General features: G+C 44.5%; 20 protein-coding genes. 9 read left to right on the forward strand and 11 right to left on the reverse strand.

Annotated features, from left to right (window positions below; genetic code table 11):
* Window positions 1-77: 77 nt before the first annotated feature.
* The 4 genes from NYE23_RS24010 to mobA form a co-directional block, all read right to left on the reverse strand.
* Complete coding sequence (locus NYE23_RS24010) at window positions 78-1,097, reverse strand: thiazole biosynthesis adenylyltransferase ThiF (RefSeq protein ID WP_341081907.1); 1,020 nt, start codon at window positions 1,095-1,097, stop codon at window positions 78-80.
* A gap of 34 nt (window positions 1,098-1,131) precedes the next feature.
* Entirely contained in the window at window positions 1,132-1,362 is a 231-nt protein-coding gene (gene moaD, locus NYE23_RS24015) for a molybdopterin converting factor subunit 1 (RefSeq protein WP_341081910.1), read from the reverse strand.
* Window positions 1,355-1,819: a molybdenum cofactor biosynthesis protein MoaE gene (locus NYE23_RS24020; RefSeq protein ID WP_341081912.1), complete on the reverse strand. Its 465-nt coding sequence runs from the start codon at window positions 1,817-1,819 to the stop codon at window positions 1,355-1,357. The genes moaD and NYE23_RS24020 overlap by 8 nt, the downstream gene beginning before the upstream one ends.
* Before the next feature lie 89 nt (window positions 1,820-1,908).
* Entirely contained in the window at window positions 1,909-2,520 is a 612-nt protein-coding gene (gene mobA, locus NYE23_RS24025) for a molybdenum cofactor guanylyltransferase (RefSeq protein ID WP_341081914.1), read from the reverse strand.
* A 249-nt stretch (window positions 2,521-2,769) separates the two neighbouring features.
* Here mobA and NYE23_RS24030 point away from each other — a divergent pair, with 249 nt between their 5' ends.
* The 4 genes from NYE23_RS24030 (at window position 2,770) to pdxK (ending at window position 7,743) form a co-directional block, all read left to right on the forward strand.
* Window positions 2,770-3,693 (forward strand): c-type cytochrome, encoded by a 924-nt coding sequence (locus NYE23_RS24030; protein ID WP_341081916.1) that lies wholly within the window; start codon window positions 2,770-2,772, stop codon window positions 3,691-3,693.
* Window positions 3,694-3,789: 96 nt separating this feature from the next.
* Window positions 3,790-4,488, forward strand: a complete 699-nt coding sequence (locus NYE23_RS24035; RefSeq protein WP_226618772.1) for a response regulator transcription factor — start codon at window positions 3,790-3,792, stop codon at window positions 4,486-4,488.
* 339 nt (window positions 4,489-4,827) lie between these two features.
* Complete coding sequence (locus NYE23_RS24040; protein ID WP_341081922.1) at window positions 4,828-6,726, forward strand: N-acetylmuramoyl-L-alanine amidase; 1,899 nt, start codon at window positions 4,828-4,830, stop codon at window positions 6,724-6,726.
* A 189-nt stretch (window positions 6,727-6,915) separates the two neighbouring features.
* Entirely contained in the window at window positions 6,916-7,743 is an 828-nt protein-coding gene (gene pdxK / locus NYE23_RS24045; protein ID WP_341081924.1) for a pyridoxine/pyridoxal/pyridoxamine kinase, read from the forward strand.
* A gap of 89 nt (window positions 7,744-7,832) precedes the next feature.
* Here pdxK and NYE23_RS24050 read toward each other — a convergent pair whose 3' ends face one another.
* The gene (locus NYE23_RS24050; RefSeq protein ID WP_341081926.1) at window positions 7,833-8,291 is read right to left on the reverse strand and encodes a DUF3995 domain-containing protein; all 459 of its coding nucleotides are present in this window, start codon (window positions 8,289-8,291) and stop codon (window positions 7,833-7,835) included.
* Window positions 8,292-8,385: 94 nt separating this feature from the next.
* Window positions 8,386-9,039 carry a pyridoxine/pyridoxamine 5'-phosphate oxidase gene (locus NYE23_RS24055; protein WP_341081928.1) on the reverse strand — a complete coding sequence of 218 codons (654 nt, stop codon included), beginning with the start codon at window positions 9,037-9,039 and terminating at the stop codon, window positions 8,386-8,388.
* 380 nt (window positions 9,040-9,419) lie between these two features.
* On the opposite strand from NYE23_RS24055, the gene NYE23_RS24060 reads away from it, so the two are divergent.
* Together NYE23_RS24060 and bshB2 are read left to right on the forward strand one after the other, a co-directional pair.
* Window positions 9,420-9,767, forward strand: coding sequence for a YojF family protein (locus NYE23_RS24060; protein ID WP_226618774.1), 348 nt, complete (start codon window positions 9,420-9,422; stop codon window positions 9,765-9,767).
* Window positions 9,768-9,797: 30 nt separating this feature from the next.
* Window positions 9,798-10,463 carry a bacillithiol biosynthesis deacetylase BshB2 gene (bshB2, locus tag NYE23_RS24065; RefSeq protein ID WP_341082083.1) on the forward strand — a complete coding sequence of 222 codons (666 nt, stop codon included), beginning with the start codon at window positions 9,798-9,800 and terminating at the stop codon, window positions 10,461-10,463.
* A gap of 31 nt (window positions 10,464-10,494) precedes the next feature.
* On the opposite strand, the gene NYE23_RS24070 is transcribed toward bshB2, so the two are convergent.
* Together NYE23_RS24070 and NYE23_RS24075 are read right to left on the reverse strand one after the other, a co-directional pair.
* The gene (locus tag NYE23_RS24070) at window positions 10,495-10,929 is read right to left on the reverse strand and encodes an SRPBCC family protein (protein WP_341081934.1); all 435 of its coding nucleotides are present in this window, start codon (window positions 10,927-10,929) and stop codon (window positions 10,495-10,497) included.
* A 78-nt stretch (window positions 10,930-11,007) separates the two neighbouring features.
* On the reverse strand, window positions 11,008-11,730 hold the full coding sequence (locus tag NYE23_RS24075) for a Crp/Fnr family transcriptional regulator (RefSeq protein ID WP_076257012.1): 723 nt from the start codon (window positions 11,728-11,730) through the stop codon (window positions 11,008-11,010).
* 202 nt (window positions 11,731-11,932) lie between these two features.
* Here NYE23_RS24075 and NYE23_RS24080 point away from each other — a divergent pair, with 202 nt between their 5' ends.
* The 3 genes from NYE23_RS24080 (at window position 11,933) to NYE23_RS24090 (ending at window position 14,401) form a co-directional block, all read left to right on the forward strand.
* On the forward strand, window positions 11,933-12,652 hold the full coding sequence (locus tag NYE23_RS24080) for an ABC transporter ATP-binding protein (protein ID WP_341081937.1): 720 nt from the start codon (window positions 11,933-11,935) through the stop codon (window positions 12,650-12,652).
* Between the two features lies 1 nt (window position 12,653).
* Window positions 12,654-13,682, forward strand: a complete 1,029-nt coding sequence (locus tag NYE23_RS24085) for an ABC transporter permease (RefSeq protein ID WP_341081939.1) — start codon at window positions 12,654-12,656, stop codon at window positions 13,680-13,682.
* Between the two features lie 68 nt (window positions 13,683-13,750).
* The gene (locus tag NYE23_RS24090) at window positions 13,751-14,401 is read left to right on the forward strand and encodes a TetR/AcrR family transcriptional regulator (RefSeq protein WP_341081940.1); all 651 of its coding nucleotides are present in this window, start codon (window positions 13,751-13,753) and stop codon (window positions 14,399-14,401) included.
* 25 nt (window positions 14,402-14,426) lie between these two features.
* Here the strand turns inward: NYE23_RS24090 and NYE23_RS24095 are convergent, their stop codons facing one another.
* From NYE23_RS24095 to NYE23_RS24105, 3 genes are all read right to left on the reverse strand, one after another.
* Window positions 14,427-15,512: a PQQ-dependent sugar dehydrogenase gene (locus NYE23_RS24095; protein ID WP_341081942.1), complete on the reverse strand. Its 1,086-nt coding sequence runs from the start codon at window positions 15,510-15,512 to the stop codon at window positions 14,427-14,429.
* Window positions 15,513-15,537: 25 nt separating this feature from the next.
* Window positions 15,538-16,395, reverse strand: coding sequence for an HAD family hydrolase (locus NYE23_RS24100; protein ID WP_341081944.1), 858 nt, complete (start codon window positions 16,393-16,395; stop codon window positions 15,538-15,540).
* An 89-nt stretch (window positions 16,396-16,484) separates the two neighbouring features.
* Complete coding sequence (locus NYE23_RS24105; RefSeq protein WP_341081946.1) at window positions 16,485-17,147, reverse strand: DNA alkylation repair protein; 663 nt, start codon at window positions 17,145-17,147, stop codon at window positions 16,485-16,487.
* Window positions 17,148-17,205: the final 58 nt, after the last annotated feature.

Below are 17,205 nucleotides of genomic sequence, written 5' to 3' on the forward strand. Positions count from 1 at the left end.
TTTACAGAAAAGGCAGAGGGTTATATATGATAAATAAGCACCAGTTTTGGTTCAACCTCACTGATTGAAGTTTCACCTTACCCCATAATCCGCTGGTAAATGGACTTCGCATGCGCTAAATCCTTTGTGCCATGGATCAGGGCGCGCCCGTCTTTGAAAAGGACCATCCGCTGCTCCTCCATGTCGACGGAAAGCAGATATGGATTGCCTTTTACCTGATAGCCGAGTGATTTCAACTGCGGGGCGATTTCCGTGAACTCGATTTCCAGTTCTTTTGGAGGGCGGATCTGAACGGTGTCCCTTCCGCATAGAACGGTGGATTTCATCATATTTTCCGGCTGCAGGTAAGGATAAGTTCGTTCTTTTCCGCAGGATAAGCAGCCTTCATCCTTCGCTTTTGACACCTTCATGTTTGTGTACTGGTTTCGCCATAAATCAAAGCTGACCATGCCGGTCCTTACTGCTTCCCAGTCCTCAGCCAGAATTTTCAGTGCCTCTGCCGCCTGATGGGCGACGACCATTTGCACAGCAGGCGCGATAATTCCGCCGGTGTCACAGGTCATCCCCTGTATCGGGATTTTTTTCAATAAACAATTCATGCATGGCGTTTTCCCTGGAATGATGGTCATGCTCATGCCAAAGCTGCCGACACAGGCTCCATAAATCCACGGAATAGTATATTTCTGGGAGATATCATTAATGGCCATTCTGGTTTCAAAGTTGTCAGTTGAATCGAGAATCAGATCCACCCCTTCAGCAAGCTCCTCCAGCTTTTCAGGAGTAGCATCGCCAATAATTGAGCGGATCTCAACCTCGCTATTAATCTGTTTTAGCCGTTTTTCTGCAGCGGCCGCTTTCGGCATTTTTTCCGCTGCATCGCTTTCTGCAAAAAGCTGCTGGCGCTGCAGATTGCTTTCCTCGACATAATCGCGGTCAATGATCGTCAGTTTGCCGGCCCCAGAACGCGCCATCAATTCCGCATTTCCCGAGCCAAGTGCGCCGGCACCGATGATCAGCACATGCTTAGAGCGGATTCTTTCCTGCCCCTCTTTTCCAATCGGCACAAACAAGGTCTGACGTGAATACCTTTCAGACAATAGGGCCCCTCCTCTCTTCTCTATAAAAGCTGCATCACCCGCCGCTGACTGGAGGAATAAAAGCAACCGTATCTCCGTTCTGAATGACTTCATCATCTGAAGCGAATTCTTCATTCACAGCTGACATGACTGAATCAAGCTTCAGTTCGAATTCTTCCTCAAGCAGCTGTTTCAGCTCAGCAATGGTTTTACCGCTGACATCCCTTGTTACAGACTCTTCTCCAACACGGTCCCGCAAATGGGCAAAAAACATGATTTTATTCATTTAAATCTTCCCCCTCCGGTTTCCCTTTTGGATATGCTACTGTTTCCAGCTGGTTGCCGATCCACTCTTCGCCGTCTTCCCAATGTTCCTTTTTCCAGATCGGCACAATTTCTTTAATTCTTTCAATCGCATAACGGTTTGCTTCATAAGCATCGGCTCGGTGTGGAGTGGAAACGGCAATGACCACCGCTACATCGGTAATATCCAGCTTGCCTGTGCGGTGGGTAATGGCCACTTCTGCCCCGTTCCAGCGTTCTTTTATCTCGGTTCCAATCTGCTCCAGTTTTTTCACAGCCATGGCTTCGTATGCTTCATAGATTAAGTACAGTGTTTTTTTGCCGTGAGTCAGCTCGCGGACGGTTCCGATGAAGGTCGTAATCGCCCCTGCTTCCCGCTGTACCACTTTATCGATCACACTTTGAATATCGATCGGGTCTTTTGAAATCTCAAAATTCATGGAATCACCTCTTTTATAGAAAAAAACTCATCTAGCCTTATTTGTTTCATTTTGACATAACCTGTGCCGGAAGTGAAATGGCTGATTGCTTAATTTAATTTTCCTTCTTCTTCAGCTGCCATTTTTAGAGCCCGCTGGTACTCATCCGGATGATTCATATTAAAAAAATAGGCATCCTCGGTTTGAAAACCTCTCTTCTTCAGTTCTTCATCCCTTAATATGGCGGTGTCTAATTCATTTAAAAACTCACGGATTCTTAATTGATTATTCCTCAAAGCATGTTCAGCCGCTTCTTTAGCATCTTTTCGGTAAGCTGCAAACAGAGGATGAAGGCGGCCATCCATTTCCGGTACAGCGGCCTGACGGCTGTTTAGTTCTTCTAGCAGAATTCTCCCTAAATCCACGGATATGAAGGGCATATCACAGGCAACAATCAGATTTTTTTGGGTTGATGACGCTGACAGCCCTGCTTGAATTCCTGCAAGCGGACCTTTTTCTATCCATATGTCACTGACTATCGGAAGCCCAAGAAACCGGTATTCTTCCTGTTTATTCGCAACGACGATCACCTGGGATGTATAAGAAGCCAATGAATCTGCGATGCGTTCAATCACTGTTTTTCCGTGTATTTTTAGCAGAGCCTTGTTCTCCCCCATACGGCTCGATTGCCCTCCTGCCAAAATAATGCCTGTTGTACTCATATTCTTCACCTGACTTTGTGTGATGTGGAACAGCGACATTCTATCCTTATGGTTTCATTTTACCATCTAATCCAATGTGTTTCTTTGATCAAGATCTGCCGGTTTCTTAGGTATGGCAAAATGGTGTCGTCACAAATTGTTCAAACAGCCAGAGATGGCTTCTTAACCAATTCTTAACAATCATTCTTTATACTAAAGCCATAATCAAATATTGGTAAATAAAGAGTTTAAAGAGAGGAAGGCAGGAAAATGAATAAAGTTTTCACTTACTCCGTTATAGCAATTATATCGTCTTTAATCTTAGGCACTGGCCTTACGTATCTTGTCATTTTTGGTAAGGAAAAGAACCAAGCCGCTGAAACAGCCATCCAGCCGGCATCAGAGGAAGCAGAAAAGCACCCTTATTCTCCTCCAAGTATGGAGGACCTTCCTGAGGGTGAAGAAGGAGAAGTCATTAAACTTGGCTATAAATATGTGACAGAGACAGCAACCGCCCTTGATGGCTATTCAGGCAATAACCTTAGCTGTGCCAGCTGCCATGCTGGCGGAGGCTATGAAGCTCCCCTTGATCTGGTAGGCATTTCAAAGACTTATCCGCAATACAACCCGCGGGCAGGCAGGGAAGTAACACTTGAAGAGCGGATTAACGGGTGCTTTAGGAGAAGTATGAATGGCAAGCCTCTGCCTGAGGAATCCCAGGAGATGAAAGCAATGGTCGCTTTCTATGAATATATCTCACAAAATGTGCCCGATGGAACAACAGAAAGGCCCTGGGCAAAATTAGAAAGATCCAAGGCCGATATCGATAATATTGACATTGAAGCAGGCAGAGAGATCTACAATAAAGCCTGCATCAGCTGCCACGGGGAAAATGGCGATGCTGGCAGTCTGGCACTATGGGGAGAAAATTCCTATAATATCGGAGCCGGTATGGCACGGCTGCGGACAGCAGCAGGCTTTATTCAAGCCTATATGCCGAAAATGGAAGCTGGCGGCTATTCTCAAGGTACCCTGACAGATGAAGAAGCCATGAACCTTGCTGCCTACATTAATTCACATGACCGGCCTGATTTTCCTGATAAAATTTATGATTGGCCTAAGGGTGATGCTCCTGATGATGCCGCTTATGAAACACTCGCAGGCAATAAGGAGAAGAATAAGGAGAAAAAGTAATATTGGAGGCCCGGCCAACTACCGGGCCTTATTCCATTTTCACCTGAGCCTTTTCCTGTATAATACACTTAGCTTGAATAAAGGATGGCGATATCATTGAGCGGTCTTCCATTAAGAGGGAAAACAATCCTGGTTGTGGATGATGAAGAGCGGATTAGAAAGCTGATCAAAATGGCTCTATCAAGAGAAGGATTTGAGGTTTTGGAAGCTTCAGACGGATACGAGGCAAAGGAACAATATTTAACGCATGACCCCTGCTTCATCATACTTGATATCATGCTTCCCGGCATAAATGGCAAAGAGATTTGCCTTTGGCTTCGCAATGAGCTGGACAGCAATGTTCCTATCATCATGCTGACTGCCAGCCAATCGGAAAAGGATCGCATTGAGGGGCTTAAGCTGGGTGCTGATGATTATATGGGCAAACCCTTCAGTCTGGAAGAACTGACTGTCAGAATTGAAACGGTGTTAAGAAGGACCGCAAACAGATGCAGCAAAATCAGCTATAAGGGCCTAACGCTAAAACCTATCAAAGGAATAGCCAAATATCAGGATGCTATATTAGATTTAACCCATTTTGAATACAAACTTCTCTATGTATTCATGACTCAACCAGATCAGGTATTTTCAAGAGAGCAGCTGATCAATGCCATCTACAAGAAGGCTGAAAAGGCAATTAATGAAAGGACCGTGGATGTCCATATTAAAAATCTGCGCGAAAAAATAGCGGAGCACTCTGATTACCCCTTTATCCAAACAGTCAGGGGAATCGGGTATAAATTTACTCTTTCCTGAAGGAACTTTACATATGCCATTGCAGATTGTCTGCAGAAAGCCGGCTCAATCCATTTTTGAGCCGGCTTTTCTGTTTTCCGGCCAACAGTAAAGACTGTATTCTTCCTGCTAGACTGTTTTTTTCCTGCCAAATGTCATTTGAGTGCGCTCACATTCAATTTATGTCCGGATAGCTTTGTACCCCTCCCCCTACTTTCTTCTCATCTCTTTCCTGCTACCAATTACCTTTTTTTAGAAAAACCTATAAACCGATGGAATCATTTGACATGTAATGTGCAGGTATAACCCTTCAGCTATTAGAAAGAACTCCCTATATTTCTATATACGGGAGGGAATACATTGAGATTTAAAAAGATATCATCAGCCATTTTAACGTTCTCCTTAACCGCAAGCCTCTTGGCTATCCCCGCTGACTTTACACCAAGCGCAACTTCTGCAGCATCAACAGAAAACAGCATTGAATCGCACCACTTGCAAAAGGCATTTGAAAAAGCGGCGAAGGAATTTGAAGTACCTGAATCTGTCCTTCTCGCCGTCGCTTACAACCAGTCACGCTGGGAGCACCATGAAGGCCAAAGCGAGGTCGGAGGCTATGGCATTATGAATCTAGCAGATTTGCCAGCCGACATGAGCGCCAGGGGCAAGCATGACGACGGGATCATTGCGGCTTCGGATAGCGAGAATAGCACGCTTAAAACAGCCGCAAACCTTCTAAATGAAGATCCGGAAATCTTAAAAAAAGACCCTGAACAAAATATCCGGGGCGGTGCAGCTCTATTAGCAGAGTTTGCACGCCAAACGACAGGGGAACTCCCTTCCGATGCAGCAGACTGGTACGGTGCCGTCGTTAAATACAGCGGAACAGATCAGGAAGTCATTGCTAAGGACTTTGCAGATCAAGTCTTTGAGACCATTCAGCAAGGTGCTGCCAGAAAAAACCTTGATGGACAAAGAGTCGTATTAAACGCCAAGGAAATTACACCAAATAAGACTACAGCTGGCACAATCCCTCTTCGCAACACCAAATACACAAATACCGACTGTCCCAATGGGCTTGATTGCACTTTCATTCCTGCTGCTTATAAGCAATTTTCGAGCAGCACAAGTAATTACGGAAACTACGATATCGCCAATCGGCCAAAGGACGATTTAGATATTCGCTATATTATTATCCATGATATTGAGGGCACGGCTGAATCCGCCATCAGCCACTTCCAGAATCCGTCATACGTTAGTGCACACTATGTCATAGATTCAGAGACCGGAAAAATCACCCAGATGGTACGTCCTGAAGATGTGCCATGGCATGCAGGAAACTGGTATTTTAATATGCATTCGATTGGATTGGAGCATGAAGGATATGCTGCAGAAGGCGCAGACTGGTACAGTGAGCAAATGTACCGCTCTACTGCAAAGCTTGTAAGATACCTTTCAGATCGATTCAACATTCCTTTGGACAGACAGCACATTATCGGCCATGATGAGATACCTGGCTTAACAACAGCAAAACATAGGAGCATGCACTGGGATCCGGGCGCTTATTGGGATTGGGGACACTTTTTCGACCTTCTTGGAGCTTCCATTAATCCAAGCAGCGGAGACAAAGACAGTAATATCGTCACAATCCGCCCAAATTTCAATACAAATCAGCCAGACTTTACGTACAGAGGAATTAAACAGGAACCTGAGTCTTCAAGCCTGATTCATTTATACAGCGAACCAAGCTTTGAGGCACCATTGGTCAGTGATCCCCTGCTTCATCCTGGCGGCACCAGCACAAAAAATATTAATGACTGGGGCAATAAAGCTGCGATTGGACAGAGTTTCTATAAAGCCGGTCAGGAAGGCGATTGGACAGCTATTTACTACAGCGGCCAAAAAGCCTGGTTCTATAATCCGAACAATAAAAATAGCGTCCCAGGCAGCGGGACCCTCATCACGCCAAAAGAAGGGCTTGATTCCATACCTGTATATGGCGCCGCCTATCCTGATGACGCAGCTTACGATGAGGCTGGAATTGCAGAATCGGCAAGAGGAAAAGCACAGGTTCTATACCAGATGCCGGCTGGCCAAATCTATACAGCAACAGCACCAATTCAGTCCGATTACTATCATGCGAAGTATTATAATGACCCGGCTACGAATAAGGTTGTAAAGGGAAATGATGAATACTATCAGATTTTTTACAACCATCGTCTGGGATTCGTGAAGAAAAGCGATGTAGAAGCTGTGAATTAAAAGACTGACCTGGAGTTATTCTTCTTTGAAGAATAGCTCCATTTTTGTTTCATTGACCTCTTTTGTATTTTTGAAAACATTAGCGGACAACTTAATGCTGTGAAATCATCTAATCGGTCCGTTATAGTTTTTCCCTTTTTCAATTATTGTTATAATTAGAAAAAGATATCAGCAAGGAGGAATTAGCATATGACAATGAAAAAAGTAATGACGATCGCAGGTTCAGATACGAGTGGCGGCGCCGGCATTCAGGCTGACCTTAAGACCTTCCAGGAACTTGGCGTTTACGGGATGACTGCGCTGACTACGATCGTGACGATGGATCCTAAAAATAACTGGAGCCACAATGTGTTCCCGATTTCTACAGATATTCTGGAAACACAGATCGAAACGATTATATCGACAGGAATCGATGCGATGAAAACAGGCATGCTCGGTTCTGAAGAAGTGATCAAGATTGCCGCAAAGACCATTAAGGAAAACAGCCTGGATCACGTTGTCATCGACCCTGTCATGGTCTGTAAGGGCGAAGATGAGCCGATTCATCCTGAATTGAACGAAGCATTAAGAGATTTGCTTGTACCTCTTGCAACAGTGGTAACACCAAACCTGTTTGAAGCATGGCAACTGGCTAAAACCGGTCCGATCAAGACAGTTGAAGACATGAAGGAAGCAGCTGTTAAAATTCATGAACTTGGCGCAAAGTATGTATTAATCAAGGGCGGCAGCAAGCTTCAGCACGAAAAAGCCGTCGATCTTCTATATGATGGACAAGAGTTCACTCTTTATGAGAGCGAACGCGTTGAAACGACTTACACTCATGGCGCAGGCTGCACCTACTCTTCGGCCATCACAGCAGAAATTGCAAAAGGCAAGACTGTCAAGGAAGCGGTCCAAACCGCGAAGGACTTCATTACTGCCGCCATCAACCATGGCTTCAAGCTGAATGAGTATGTTGGCCCGACGATGCCGGGTGCATACCGCAAATATGGCGCAGGCCGTACTGAATCAGAATAAAAATGAGAGAACAGAGTCCGGGCGGGCTCTGTTTTTTTGTAAACAAGCCTTAGTTATTTAAATTACTTATTTAAGCAAAAAATGGACGCTTAGACATTTCTTCTCAAATTCACCCCCGAAATAATAAATAAGATTCCACCCAGCATCCAGAAGGGCTCCCAGAAAAAAAGTCTCCACTTATGGGAATAGCCATCCAGATGAAGATTCAAAAGACCTGCAGAATCAAGAACTAGGGTGGTGAAGTTTGCAAAGCCATATAAAAACAAAAAACCTCCGCAGATAAGGGCCAGAAAAGTTAAAGTCCGTCCTGTCCGTCCTGGCCAATCCCTTAGGAGAAGCAATAAGAACAACCCGCCAGCTAGTTTTATATAACCTGTTAAACTAACTAATGAAAGGAAGTTCTCATCTCCCGAAAGTGCCTTTTGATAGATAATGCCGCCAAGAGTCTTCACTCCAAGCATTCCTCCGCTTGACCAGTAGAAAGTGATCATTGAAAATGCAATGCACCAGGCAAACCCGGCATAAACTGCGAAGTTTTTCTTCAGCATGGCAGACCTGATCCTTTCTTTTAGAATGGTTAAAGATTTACGCTTGTTTAATGAAACACATAGATATATTACAGTAGACTGTTTGTGAATCAAATCAGGGCCATAATAGTTCTCTTAACCACATATTATGCTCTAGTGTATATTTTAGTCTGATATGCTTCCGTTCTTCATCAGCCTGCCAAAACTCGACTTCTTTTGCCATTACTCTATACAAAACCCAGGATGGAGAAACCAAATCCGGTTTCTGCTTGATTCGTTTTATTCCTTCTGCCAGGGCCTCCTCAAATTCAAGCTGATCCTTTAATACTGAGCTTTGTTTTTCAAGCAGGGCAATAGCTCTTGCCATCATCCCCCGTTTCAGAAAATCATTTGCACTCTGGTCTATATCCATCTTTATTGCTTTACCTCTTATTCTTACCTGCCTTCCAACACCCGGCCAATAAAAGGTGAGGGCAACATTTGGATTAAACTCAATTTGTTTTCCTTTTTTACTTAAAGAACTTGAGGCAAAATACCATCCATCCTGGTCAACATCTTTTATAATCAGAACTCTTGCATCCGGGGCTCCGTTTTCATCTATTGTGGAAAGAGCTACTGAGTGAGGTTCAGGTATAGCGTGATCAATGGCTGTTTGGAACCATTCTAAAAAAAGTTCATGCGGAAGCCCAGGTGCTTCATTAATAGGAAATTCAGGGAAAGGCCCTGTGAGGGTCTTACTTTGCCTTATGAGATCTCTAACAGTATTCATTTTAATCCTCCATTTATCATTGGCTGCTCTAGAAAGGCGAGGTATATGGGATTTATGTGAAACGGCTTCTCTTTGAGGTCCATAAACTGCAAACGGTTATTTCTGCTTGCGCATAAGGTTATTTCTTTTTCTGCAGAAATAAGTTCAACAGGAAAAGGCCGAAGTCCTGCTTTGGCTATAGCTCTATTTACTCCCATTTATTCGGGTTTACTGAATTAATTCAAACAGACAGAAGGCCTATGTCTGCAAAGCTGGAGGTTTTTTTGCTTCCCTTTCTGAGATAACTTTTTCGCTTTTCGTATCTTTTTTTAGTAAGATAAACGTATAAATGCCGTTTTTAGACAATAATATCAAGGCAAAATGGAAAGGGGGACTATAGAGTGGAACCAGCAGTAAAGGAACATGTGCAAAAAGAGATCGACCGCCTTGCCGGGAAAGAGGTCTTTATTCATCTGGAAACAACAAACGGGGCATACGCTTCCCATTTTGATGAAACCTTCTTTTCTTCAGGCGCCTATATCCGCAATGCCCAATTGGTTTATGAACATGGAAAGGTCACCGGTAAGGGCCCTTACCGGGTTGGATTGAAAATGAATTTTGGCTGGGTGTATGCTGAAGGAATTACCCACTTTGAAGTGGATGAAGAAAATAGGCTCCTTTTAGCCGGCCATGATTTCAGCGGCAAGCTGGCAGTCGCCCTGCAAATTAGTGAAACTCCTTTTGAATAAGAGGACATAAATGAAAGGAGCACGACCATGATGGAAAAGGAAAGACACGTACTCGTCATCTTCCCTCATCCGGATGATGAAGCATTTGGCGTATCAGGAACGATTTCCTTACATATCGATAATGGCACACCTGTCACCTACGCATGCCTGACGCTTGGAGAAATGGGACGTAATATGGGAAATCCCCCTTTTGCCACCAGAGAAACCCTGCCGAAAATCCGCAAAGAAGAGCTGGAGGAAGCAGCCAGGGTTCTGGGAATCCGGGATTTAAGAATGCTTGGGTACCGGGATAAAACCGTCGAATTTGAAGATGAAGAAATGCTCGCGAACAGGCTCGGAGCCATCATCGGCGAGACGAATCCTTCCCTCATTATCACATTCTACCCGGGATACGCTGTGCACCCGGACCATGACGCGACAGGAGCGGCCGTCATCCGTGCGGTAAAAGAGCTGCCTGCTGACAAGCGTCCGAAGGTTCACTGTGTGGCATTCTCCAATAACTGTGAGGAAGAAATCGGCCAGGCTGATGTGGTCAATGATGTAAGTGCGGTTATCGACCGGAAAATCGCAGCCATTAAGGCGCATGCCTCCCAGACACAGCTGATGGCAGCAAACATGGAAGAAAGCATTAAAAATCAGGATCCGGAAGTACTGGCAAGAATGTATAAAGAGCGCTTTTGGACTTATAAAATATAGAAAAAAGGGAGCCTCCCGCTCCCTTTACTTGTTATTTCTCCATCATTTCCTTCAAATACTGAAGCTGGCTTCCGTCTTCCCGCTTCACAATATTCACGATGAATCGCTTCGTCAATCTGGCAACAAGCCCGCTGGTTTTGACGGTTGCTTCCATCTCCACCTGGGTTCCTTCTTCTATTTCATGAAAATCATATTTATATTCGGCTATCAGTCCATTGGCATTGCTTCGGGTGGTATAGGTTTTGTCCTGTTCAAAATCAATGATTTCAACATCCGCGCTAATCTTTTTCCCTCTGACCATCCGTGTTTCAACAAACTTTGTTCCTTTTCCGGTCTCACCCTCAGTCTGTTTTTCCACTTTCACGACAAACGGCATAAGTTCAGAGACATTTTCCATCTTAATCATATAATCAAATACTTCATGTACAGGTTTATTGATAATCTCACTCGAACGGAAATCAGCCATGCTTTGCACCTCAGAGTCATAAAGTCTATGACTCTATTATATAACAAAAAAGCAGGACGGAGTAAAGATGGCATTGCCCTACAGCTTCTGGCGGTATAGGGAGCAAAATTTGCACCAGTCCACAATAACGATTTTCCTGCCTGTAATTTCGATGATTCCTTCTTTTTTCAGCCTGGAAAAAACACGGCTGACACTTTCCCGGGATGTTCCAACAAGGGTGGAGAATTCCTGAACGGTTATCGGAAGTTCAAGGTGCATCCGGTTGCAGTAGTTGGCACCGAACTTTTCCGCGAGCCTTTCCAAAGTCCGGACTGTTTTCGTATACACATCAAGCAGCGCAATGTCCCTCATAATGGAGGTCATATCACGCAGAGATTCACTCATAAAGCGGATAATCTGTACGGCCATTTCCGGCGAATATAGAAGCTCCTGTTCCAGTTCATCAGTATTCAGAAAATAGATTTCACCATCCTGCACCATTGTACCTGTCGCAGGATACGTATGGCCCTCCTGGTTAAAGAGGTTGGCTTCAGCAAAAATCTCGCCCTTTTTCTTAATGCAGACAATCAGTTCATTTCCATGTTCATCCTGCTTCGTCAGCTTCACAATACCGGAGTGCACAAAGTAAACTCCTTTGGCAACCTCATATTCAGACATAATTCTTTCGCCTTTTAAATAAGCTTTCTTAATAATTCGATTATCGATCCGCTCTAGAGATTCAATGGGGAGCTCTTTAAAAATCTCAATCTTGCCTAAAAATTCATTGATTAACGGCCTATGATCCTGCTTTTCATATTCCATTCCCATCCCCCGCTTTTACCATTCTTAAGAAATATTCTAGCTAAGTACGGATTGGGATGAAGTGACTTAACTCACAAAACGATCATCTCATGCAGAATATTAACACGCTTAAAAAATGAGTGATTACTCACTTTACAAACAGTTAGTGATTCATTTATTATATTAGTGAGTGATTACTCACTTTTTAAAAAGGAGTGAACAAATGAATAGTCCAATCGTTTCCATTCAACACATATCCAAGAATTACGGAAAGCAAAAGGTTCTAAATGACATCAGCCTTGAGATTTATGAAGGTGAGATTTTCGGGCTGCTCGGTCCATCCGGAGCAGGCAAGACGACGCTTGTTAAACAGCTGGCAGGCCTGGAAGAGCCAACACAGGGCGAAAATTATATTTTCAGCGAAAAAATGCCCAGACTGGACCTGATCAAACGAATCGGCTACATGGCACAATCTGATGCTCTGTACACCGACTTAACAGCAAAAGAAAATCTGGATTTCTTTGCAGCGCTGTATGGGTTAAGCGGCAAAGAAAAAAGGCAGCGGATGAATGAAGTGATGGAATTGGTTTCATTAACAGACCACATTCATAAAATGGTTTCCGACTATTCAGGGGGTATGAAGAGAAGACTTTCGCTTGCCATTTCCCTTCTGCATAGTCCCGGTCTCCTCATTCTCGATGAACCTACTGTTGGAATTGATCCTGTCCTCAGAAAAAGCATCTGGGAATCTTTTAAAAGCCTGAAGGAGAAAGGGACCACCATCCTGGTGACCACTCATGTCATGGATGAGGCAGGAAAGTGCGACAGGCTGGGCATGATTAGAGACGGACAGCTCATTGCAGCAGGAACACCCGAAGAATTAATGCACCAAACCGGCGCGGCCAATATAGAAGATGCCTTCCTGGCATATGGAGGTGCTTAACATGAGGATTATGGCTCTGGTTATTCGAATACTGCGCCAGATTGTAAGAGATAAACGGACAATGGCTCTATTGATCCTCGCCCCAATCCTGGTCATGACTATGCTTCATCTTGTGTTTAACGGAGATGAATATACGCCAAAAATCGGACTCGTGGATCTGCCTGAAAAAATAGAGGCTCAGCTTAACCTTGAACATGCCAAACTCGTACACTATGAAACAGAGAAGCTCGCGGAAAAGGACATATCAGCCAAGAAGCTGGATGCGTATCTGATGTTTGATCAAATGCCGCCGTCAGTAGTTCTCGAAGGCAGCGACCCAAGTGTCAACGGAGCTGTGATGAGATGGGTTCAAGGTGCATTGAAGCCATTGCAGCCAAATGGCGGGAATCAGGAAGTAAAAGCCGATTATTTATTCGGCTCCGAGGACATGGGGCAGTTTGATTATTTCGGGCCGGTGCTGCTTGGATTCTTTGTCTTTTTCTTTGTATTCCTGATTGCCGGGGTATCCTTTTTAAGGGAAAGGACAACCGGAACCCTCGAACGGCTTTTGACCAGTCCGCTCAGGAAGTGGGAAATTGTTACAGGATATATTATTGGATTTGGAATTTTCACGATGATCCAGGCATCCATCATCGCCTGGTATACGATCTATGTGCTCGGCATGATGATGGAAGGCTCTTTTGGGTATGTCCTTCTAATCACACTGCTCCTTTCGCTGACAGCATTAACTTTGGGAATCCTGCTGTCTTCGTTTGCCAACAATGAGCTGCAGATGATTCAATTCATTCCGCTTATTGTGGTTCCGCAAATCTTTTTCTCGGGGCTGTTCAATCTTGAGACCATTTCAGAATGGCTGAGCTGGGTCGGCCCTTTCACACCTTTATATTATGCGGCTGAAGCATTAAGAGATGTAATGGTGAGAGGCTTTGGATGGGATATGATTTATAAAGATCTGCTGATGCTGCTAGCTTTCTCCCTGCTCTTTATGGTTCTGAATATCGCTGCTCTAAGGCGGTACCGGAAAATATAAAATTTCTTTTTATAATTCCCTTCCTTTATAATAAAGCTATAGATTTTGCACGTATAAAGGAGTTTATCATGCCAGAGCAGGATTCCATTTTAGAAGAGTTATTTCAGGAAGAAGAAAAGCTTACGGAGAAGCAGAAGAAAATTATCATGGCTGCAATTGAATCGTTTTCTGAAAAGGGCTATGCAGCCACTTCGACAAGCGAAATCGCCAAGAAGGCAGGAGTAGCCGAAGGAACCATCTTCAGGCACTATAAAACAAAGAAGGATTTGCTGATGGGGATTGTTTCGCCAATGATGGCAAAGCTGATTGCTCCATTTGTCATTAAAGATTTGTATAAGGTCATCAATCATAAATATGAACACTTTGAAGATTTTTTAAGAGCCATGATGGAAAACCGGATTGAGTTCCTTAAAAACAATATGCCTCTTATCAAGATCCTGATCCAGGAAATTCCGTTCCACCCCGAGCTCAAGGAACAGTTTAAAGAGCATATCGCCATGAAAGTATTCGATCGTTTTGCCAGTTTGGCTGAATACTATCAGAAAAAAGGCCAGATTATTGATATCCCGCCCTACAGTGCCGTCCGAATGACTTTTACATCGATATTCGGCTTCCTTATGGCGAGGTATTTAATTTTGCCTGAAGCCGACTGGGATGATGAAAAAGAAATTGAGCTGACCATTCAATTCATCATGCATGGACTTTCAGCTAAAAACTAAAGCCTGGCATCGCTGCCAGGCTTTTTTATATATCGGAAAACTGAATTTTATAAAGCTTGTCATCCTTCTCAAGCGGATTGCCGCGTCCGTCTGTATTGTTGCTGATAAAATAAAGCACATCCCCTTCAATGAAGACGTCGCGGATTCTGCCTAAATTCGACACAACCTTTCTGACATTCTTCGTTTCCAGATCAAACTCCAAAACGGCATTGCCTCTTAAGGCGGCAGTGTAAAGCTTGCCTTTATAATAGGCCATCCCGGACGGAGCCCAGGTTTCATCATCACCGGAGGTAAACAGCGGCGATTCCATGCCTTCCTTCTTCTCGGTCCCTTTTATAACGGGCCACCCATAATTTTTCCCGGGAAAGATCTTATTGATTTCATCATTGGCAGACGGGCCGTGTTCACTTTCATATAAGGTCCCATCCTCAGCCCAGGCAAGCCCCTGCGGATTACGGTGGCCGTAGCTATAGACATAAGAGCCGCTGAACGGATTATCCGCCGGTACGCTGCCGTCCAGATTCATTCTTAGGATCTTTCCTCCGAGGGAATTCACGTCCTGAGCAATTTCGGGATCAGCCGCAGCATCACCTGCCGTCGCAAAAAGCTTTCCATCCGGTCCTATTTCAAGCCGGCCGCCATGATGGTACTGCCCGCTCGGAATTTTATCAAGCAAAAGCTTTTCCTCTTTCCAAGTTCCATCCTGATACTGGAGGATGACAATTCGGTTAAACTGTCCTGAGGTGTTTTCGTAGGTGTAATAGGCATACGCTTCGTTTGATTGTGAAAAATCAGGTGCCAGCACAAAGCCGAGCAAGCCTGCTTCAGAAGCTGTTGAAAGCTTTTTTGCAAGCTCCACCTTCTGGCGTTCTTTCTTGCCGCCCTCGACTTTCACAATGCTTCCCTGTCTTTCCGTCATGTAAAAGGTTTCGCTCGTTTTGGCAATGGACCAGGGAATATCCAGCTCGTCTGCCAGTATTTCCGGCTCAGCACCGGCAGGAAGGCTGGCCTCCTGATCCTCGATTTGCTTCCTGCTATCATCCTCGCCCGCACTTGAGCACCCGGCCAGCAGGCCCAACACGAGCAGCCCTAGACCTATCACCTTTTTCATCCAGCCTTCAGCCTCCCTTGAAATTCTACTTCAGGACTTCCCAGATTGCCTTGGCTACGCCGCTGTCTTCATTTGCGGATGTCACCGCATCGCATTGTGCTTTAATAATGTCATCGGCATTTCCCATGGCAACCGATCTTCCTGCGCGTTTAAACATGGACAAATCATTATAATTATCGCCAATAGCCATGGTTTCCAAAAGCGAGATTCCTTTTTCTTTCACAAATGCTTCAAGGGCAATTCCCTTTTGGGCATTCACACTGGTCAGCTCCAGGTTCTCATCCCCTGATGAACTAACAACCATGCCCTCAAGCTTCAGCAGGTCTTCCTTCGCGGAAACGAGAAAATCCGGTTCAAACGAGAAAGCCAGCAGCTTGTAAATTTGATGCTCGTCGCTGTTGAAAAGCTCATCATAGCTGTTCACTTTATGGACAAGCCCTTTTGTAAAGCGCTCTTCCGCCGCTTTAGTCACTTCATCAATATCTGCTTCAGGATTACCGCTTAAAAAGATGTCGACAATAATGGACACACCGCGGTCTTCATCAATGGTATATGTACCCTGGTTGGTGTATACCTCGAAATAAACATTGTTCTGAATAAGGATATAGGCTGCTTTTTTGGCAAGGTCCTTATCGAGCGGGCTGGAGGACACGACCTTCCCATCTGAGGCTCTTACTTCTGCCCCATTTGCGCAAATGATCGGGCAGGAAATGCCGGCTTCATCGAGGACGAAGCTTGCTTCAAAGTAGGAGCGGCCCGTCGCTATTACTACTTCCACTCCTTTTTCCTGTGCGGCTTTAATGGCTTCTAAATTTTCAGGCGTAATTTTCTGTGTGGCGGTTAAAAGCGTTCCGTCCATATCACTAGCAATGCATTTGATCATTAGATTCACCTTCTGGCTGTAGTATTTTTCTGAAAAACTTATTTGCCATTCTATCATGTTCTGAAGGTTATTTTAAATAATTGCTCTTCTTAGCCTACATACTTACTCCCTTCCCTGATGCTCAATTTTGCAAGTGTGTTTGATTCAATAAACCTTTTTACTGACTCGGGATTTGTTTTCGAGTATTCCCTGAGAGCCCAGCCGATGGCTTTTTGGATGAAGAATTCTTTGCTGTCATTGTTTAGGAGGATGTAGCGGTATAGCAGCTCTTCGTCTGTGCTAGTTTTGTATTTCAGCTGGAATAGGATGGCAGTTCTGCGGAGCCACATGTTTTCGCTGGTCGCCCATTCCTCTATTCTTCCGGGGATGACTTCCGGATTTTTTGCCGCGATGGCGCCCACTGCATGGGTAGCCAGCATATCAACAGTATCCCACCAGGCTTTTGTTGTAATCAGATTTTGGATTAATGCCAGATGGCTTTTGTCCAGTTTCCTGGTGAATTTCGCTATGTAGTCAAGGCCAGCAGCCTGGTATTCACGCTCTTCCATATCCCATAAGGATTCCACAAATTCTGGATTAAATTCCTGCTTCAGCAGGCCTGTTTTATTGAAGTATTCTTTTAACAGGGCTCTTCTTTCAGGTGCCTTGATTCCCAGGAAGGGAAAGTGGTTTTTCATATAGTTTTGCATGGGGACGGCTTTTTCTGTGTCCCTGCTTTCTTCAAAAAGCTCGATTAATAGTTGGATATCCATAGGTGCACTCCTTTTTTTGTCCGATGATAGACTGGGTTCGGACTCTGCTGCCCCATTT

Source organism: Cytobacillus sp. FSL H8-0458 (assembly GCF_038002165.1).
Classification (GTDB): Bacteria; Bacillota; Bacilli; order Bacillales; family Cytobacillaceae; genus Cytobacillus.

What these genes read in the sequence shown, in the direction of transcription:
- NYE23_RS24075 (WP_076257012.1), bottom strand. Translation starts at nt 11,730, where the DNA reads ATGGAATATGAAAAGCAGGATCATAGGCCGTTAATCAATGAATTTTTA.
- pdxK (WP_341081924.1), top strand. Translation starts at nt 6,916, where the DNA reads ATGACAATGAAAAAAGTAATGACGATCGCAGGTTCAGATACGAGTGGC.
- NYE23_RS24095 (WP_341081942.1), bottom strand. Translation starts at nt 15,512, where the DNA reads ATGAAAAAGGTGATAGGTCTAGGGCTGCTCGTGTTGGGCCTGCTGGCC.
- NYE23_RS24090 (WP_341081940.1), top strand. Translation starts at nt 13,751, where the DNA reads ATGCCAGAGCAGGATTCCATTTTAGAAGAGTTATTTCAGGAAGAAGAA.
- mobA (WP_341081914.1), bottom strand. Translation starts at nt 2,520, where the DNA reads ATGAGTACAACAGGCATTATTTTGGCAGGAGGGCAATCGAGCCGTATG.
- NYE23_RS24080 (WP_341081937.1), top strand. Translation starts at nt 11,933, where the DNA reads ATGAATAGTCCAATCGTTTCCATTCAACACATATCCAAGAATTACGGA.
- NYE23_RS24030 (WP_341081916.1), top strand. Translation starts at nt 2,770, where the DNA reads ATGAATAAAGTTTTCACTTACTCCGTTATAGCAATTATATCGTCTTTA.
- NYE23_RS24050 (WP_341081926.1), bottom strand. Translation starts at nt 8,291, where the DNA reads ATGCTGAAGAAAAACTTCGCAGTTTATGCCGGGTTTGCCTGGTGCATT.
- NYE23_RS24105 (WP_341081946.1), bottom strand. Translation starts at nt 17,147, where the DNA reads ATGGATATCCAACTATTAATCGAGCTTTTTGAAGAAAGCAGGGACACA.
- NYE23_RS24070 (WP_341081934.1), bottom strand. Translation starts at nt 10,929, where the DNA reads ATGGCTGATTTCCGTTCGAGTGAGATTATCAATAAACCTGTACATGAA.
- NYE23_RS24020 (WP_341081912.1), bottom strand. Translation starts at nt 1,819, where the DNA reads ATGAATTTTGAGATTTCAAAAGACCCGATCGATATTCAAAGTGTGATC.
- NYE23_RS24055 (WP_341081928.1), bottom strand. Translation starts at nt 9,039, where the DNA reads ATGAATACTGTTAGAGATCTCATAAGGCAAAGTAAGACCCTCACAGGG.
- NYE23_RS24100 (WP_341081944.1), bottom strand. Translation starts at nt 16,395, where the DNA reads ATGATCAAATGCATTGCTAGTGATATGGACGGAACGCTTTTAACCGCC.
- bshB2 (WP_341082083.1), top strand. Translation starts at nt 9,798, where the DNA reads ATGGAAAAGGAAAGACACGTACTCGTCATCTTCCCTCATCCGGATGAT.
- NYE23_RS24085 (WP_341081939.1), top strand. Translation starts at nt 12,654, where the DNA reads ATGAGGATTATGGCTCTGGTTATTCGAATACTGCGCCAGATTGTAAGA.
- moaD (WP_341081910.1), bottom strand. Translation starts at nt 1,362, where the DNA reads ATGAATAAAATCATGTTTTTTGCCCATTTGCGGGACCGTGTTGGAGAA.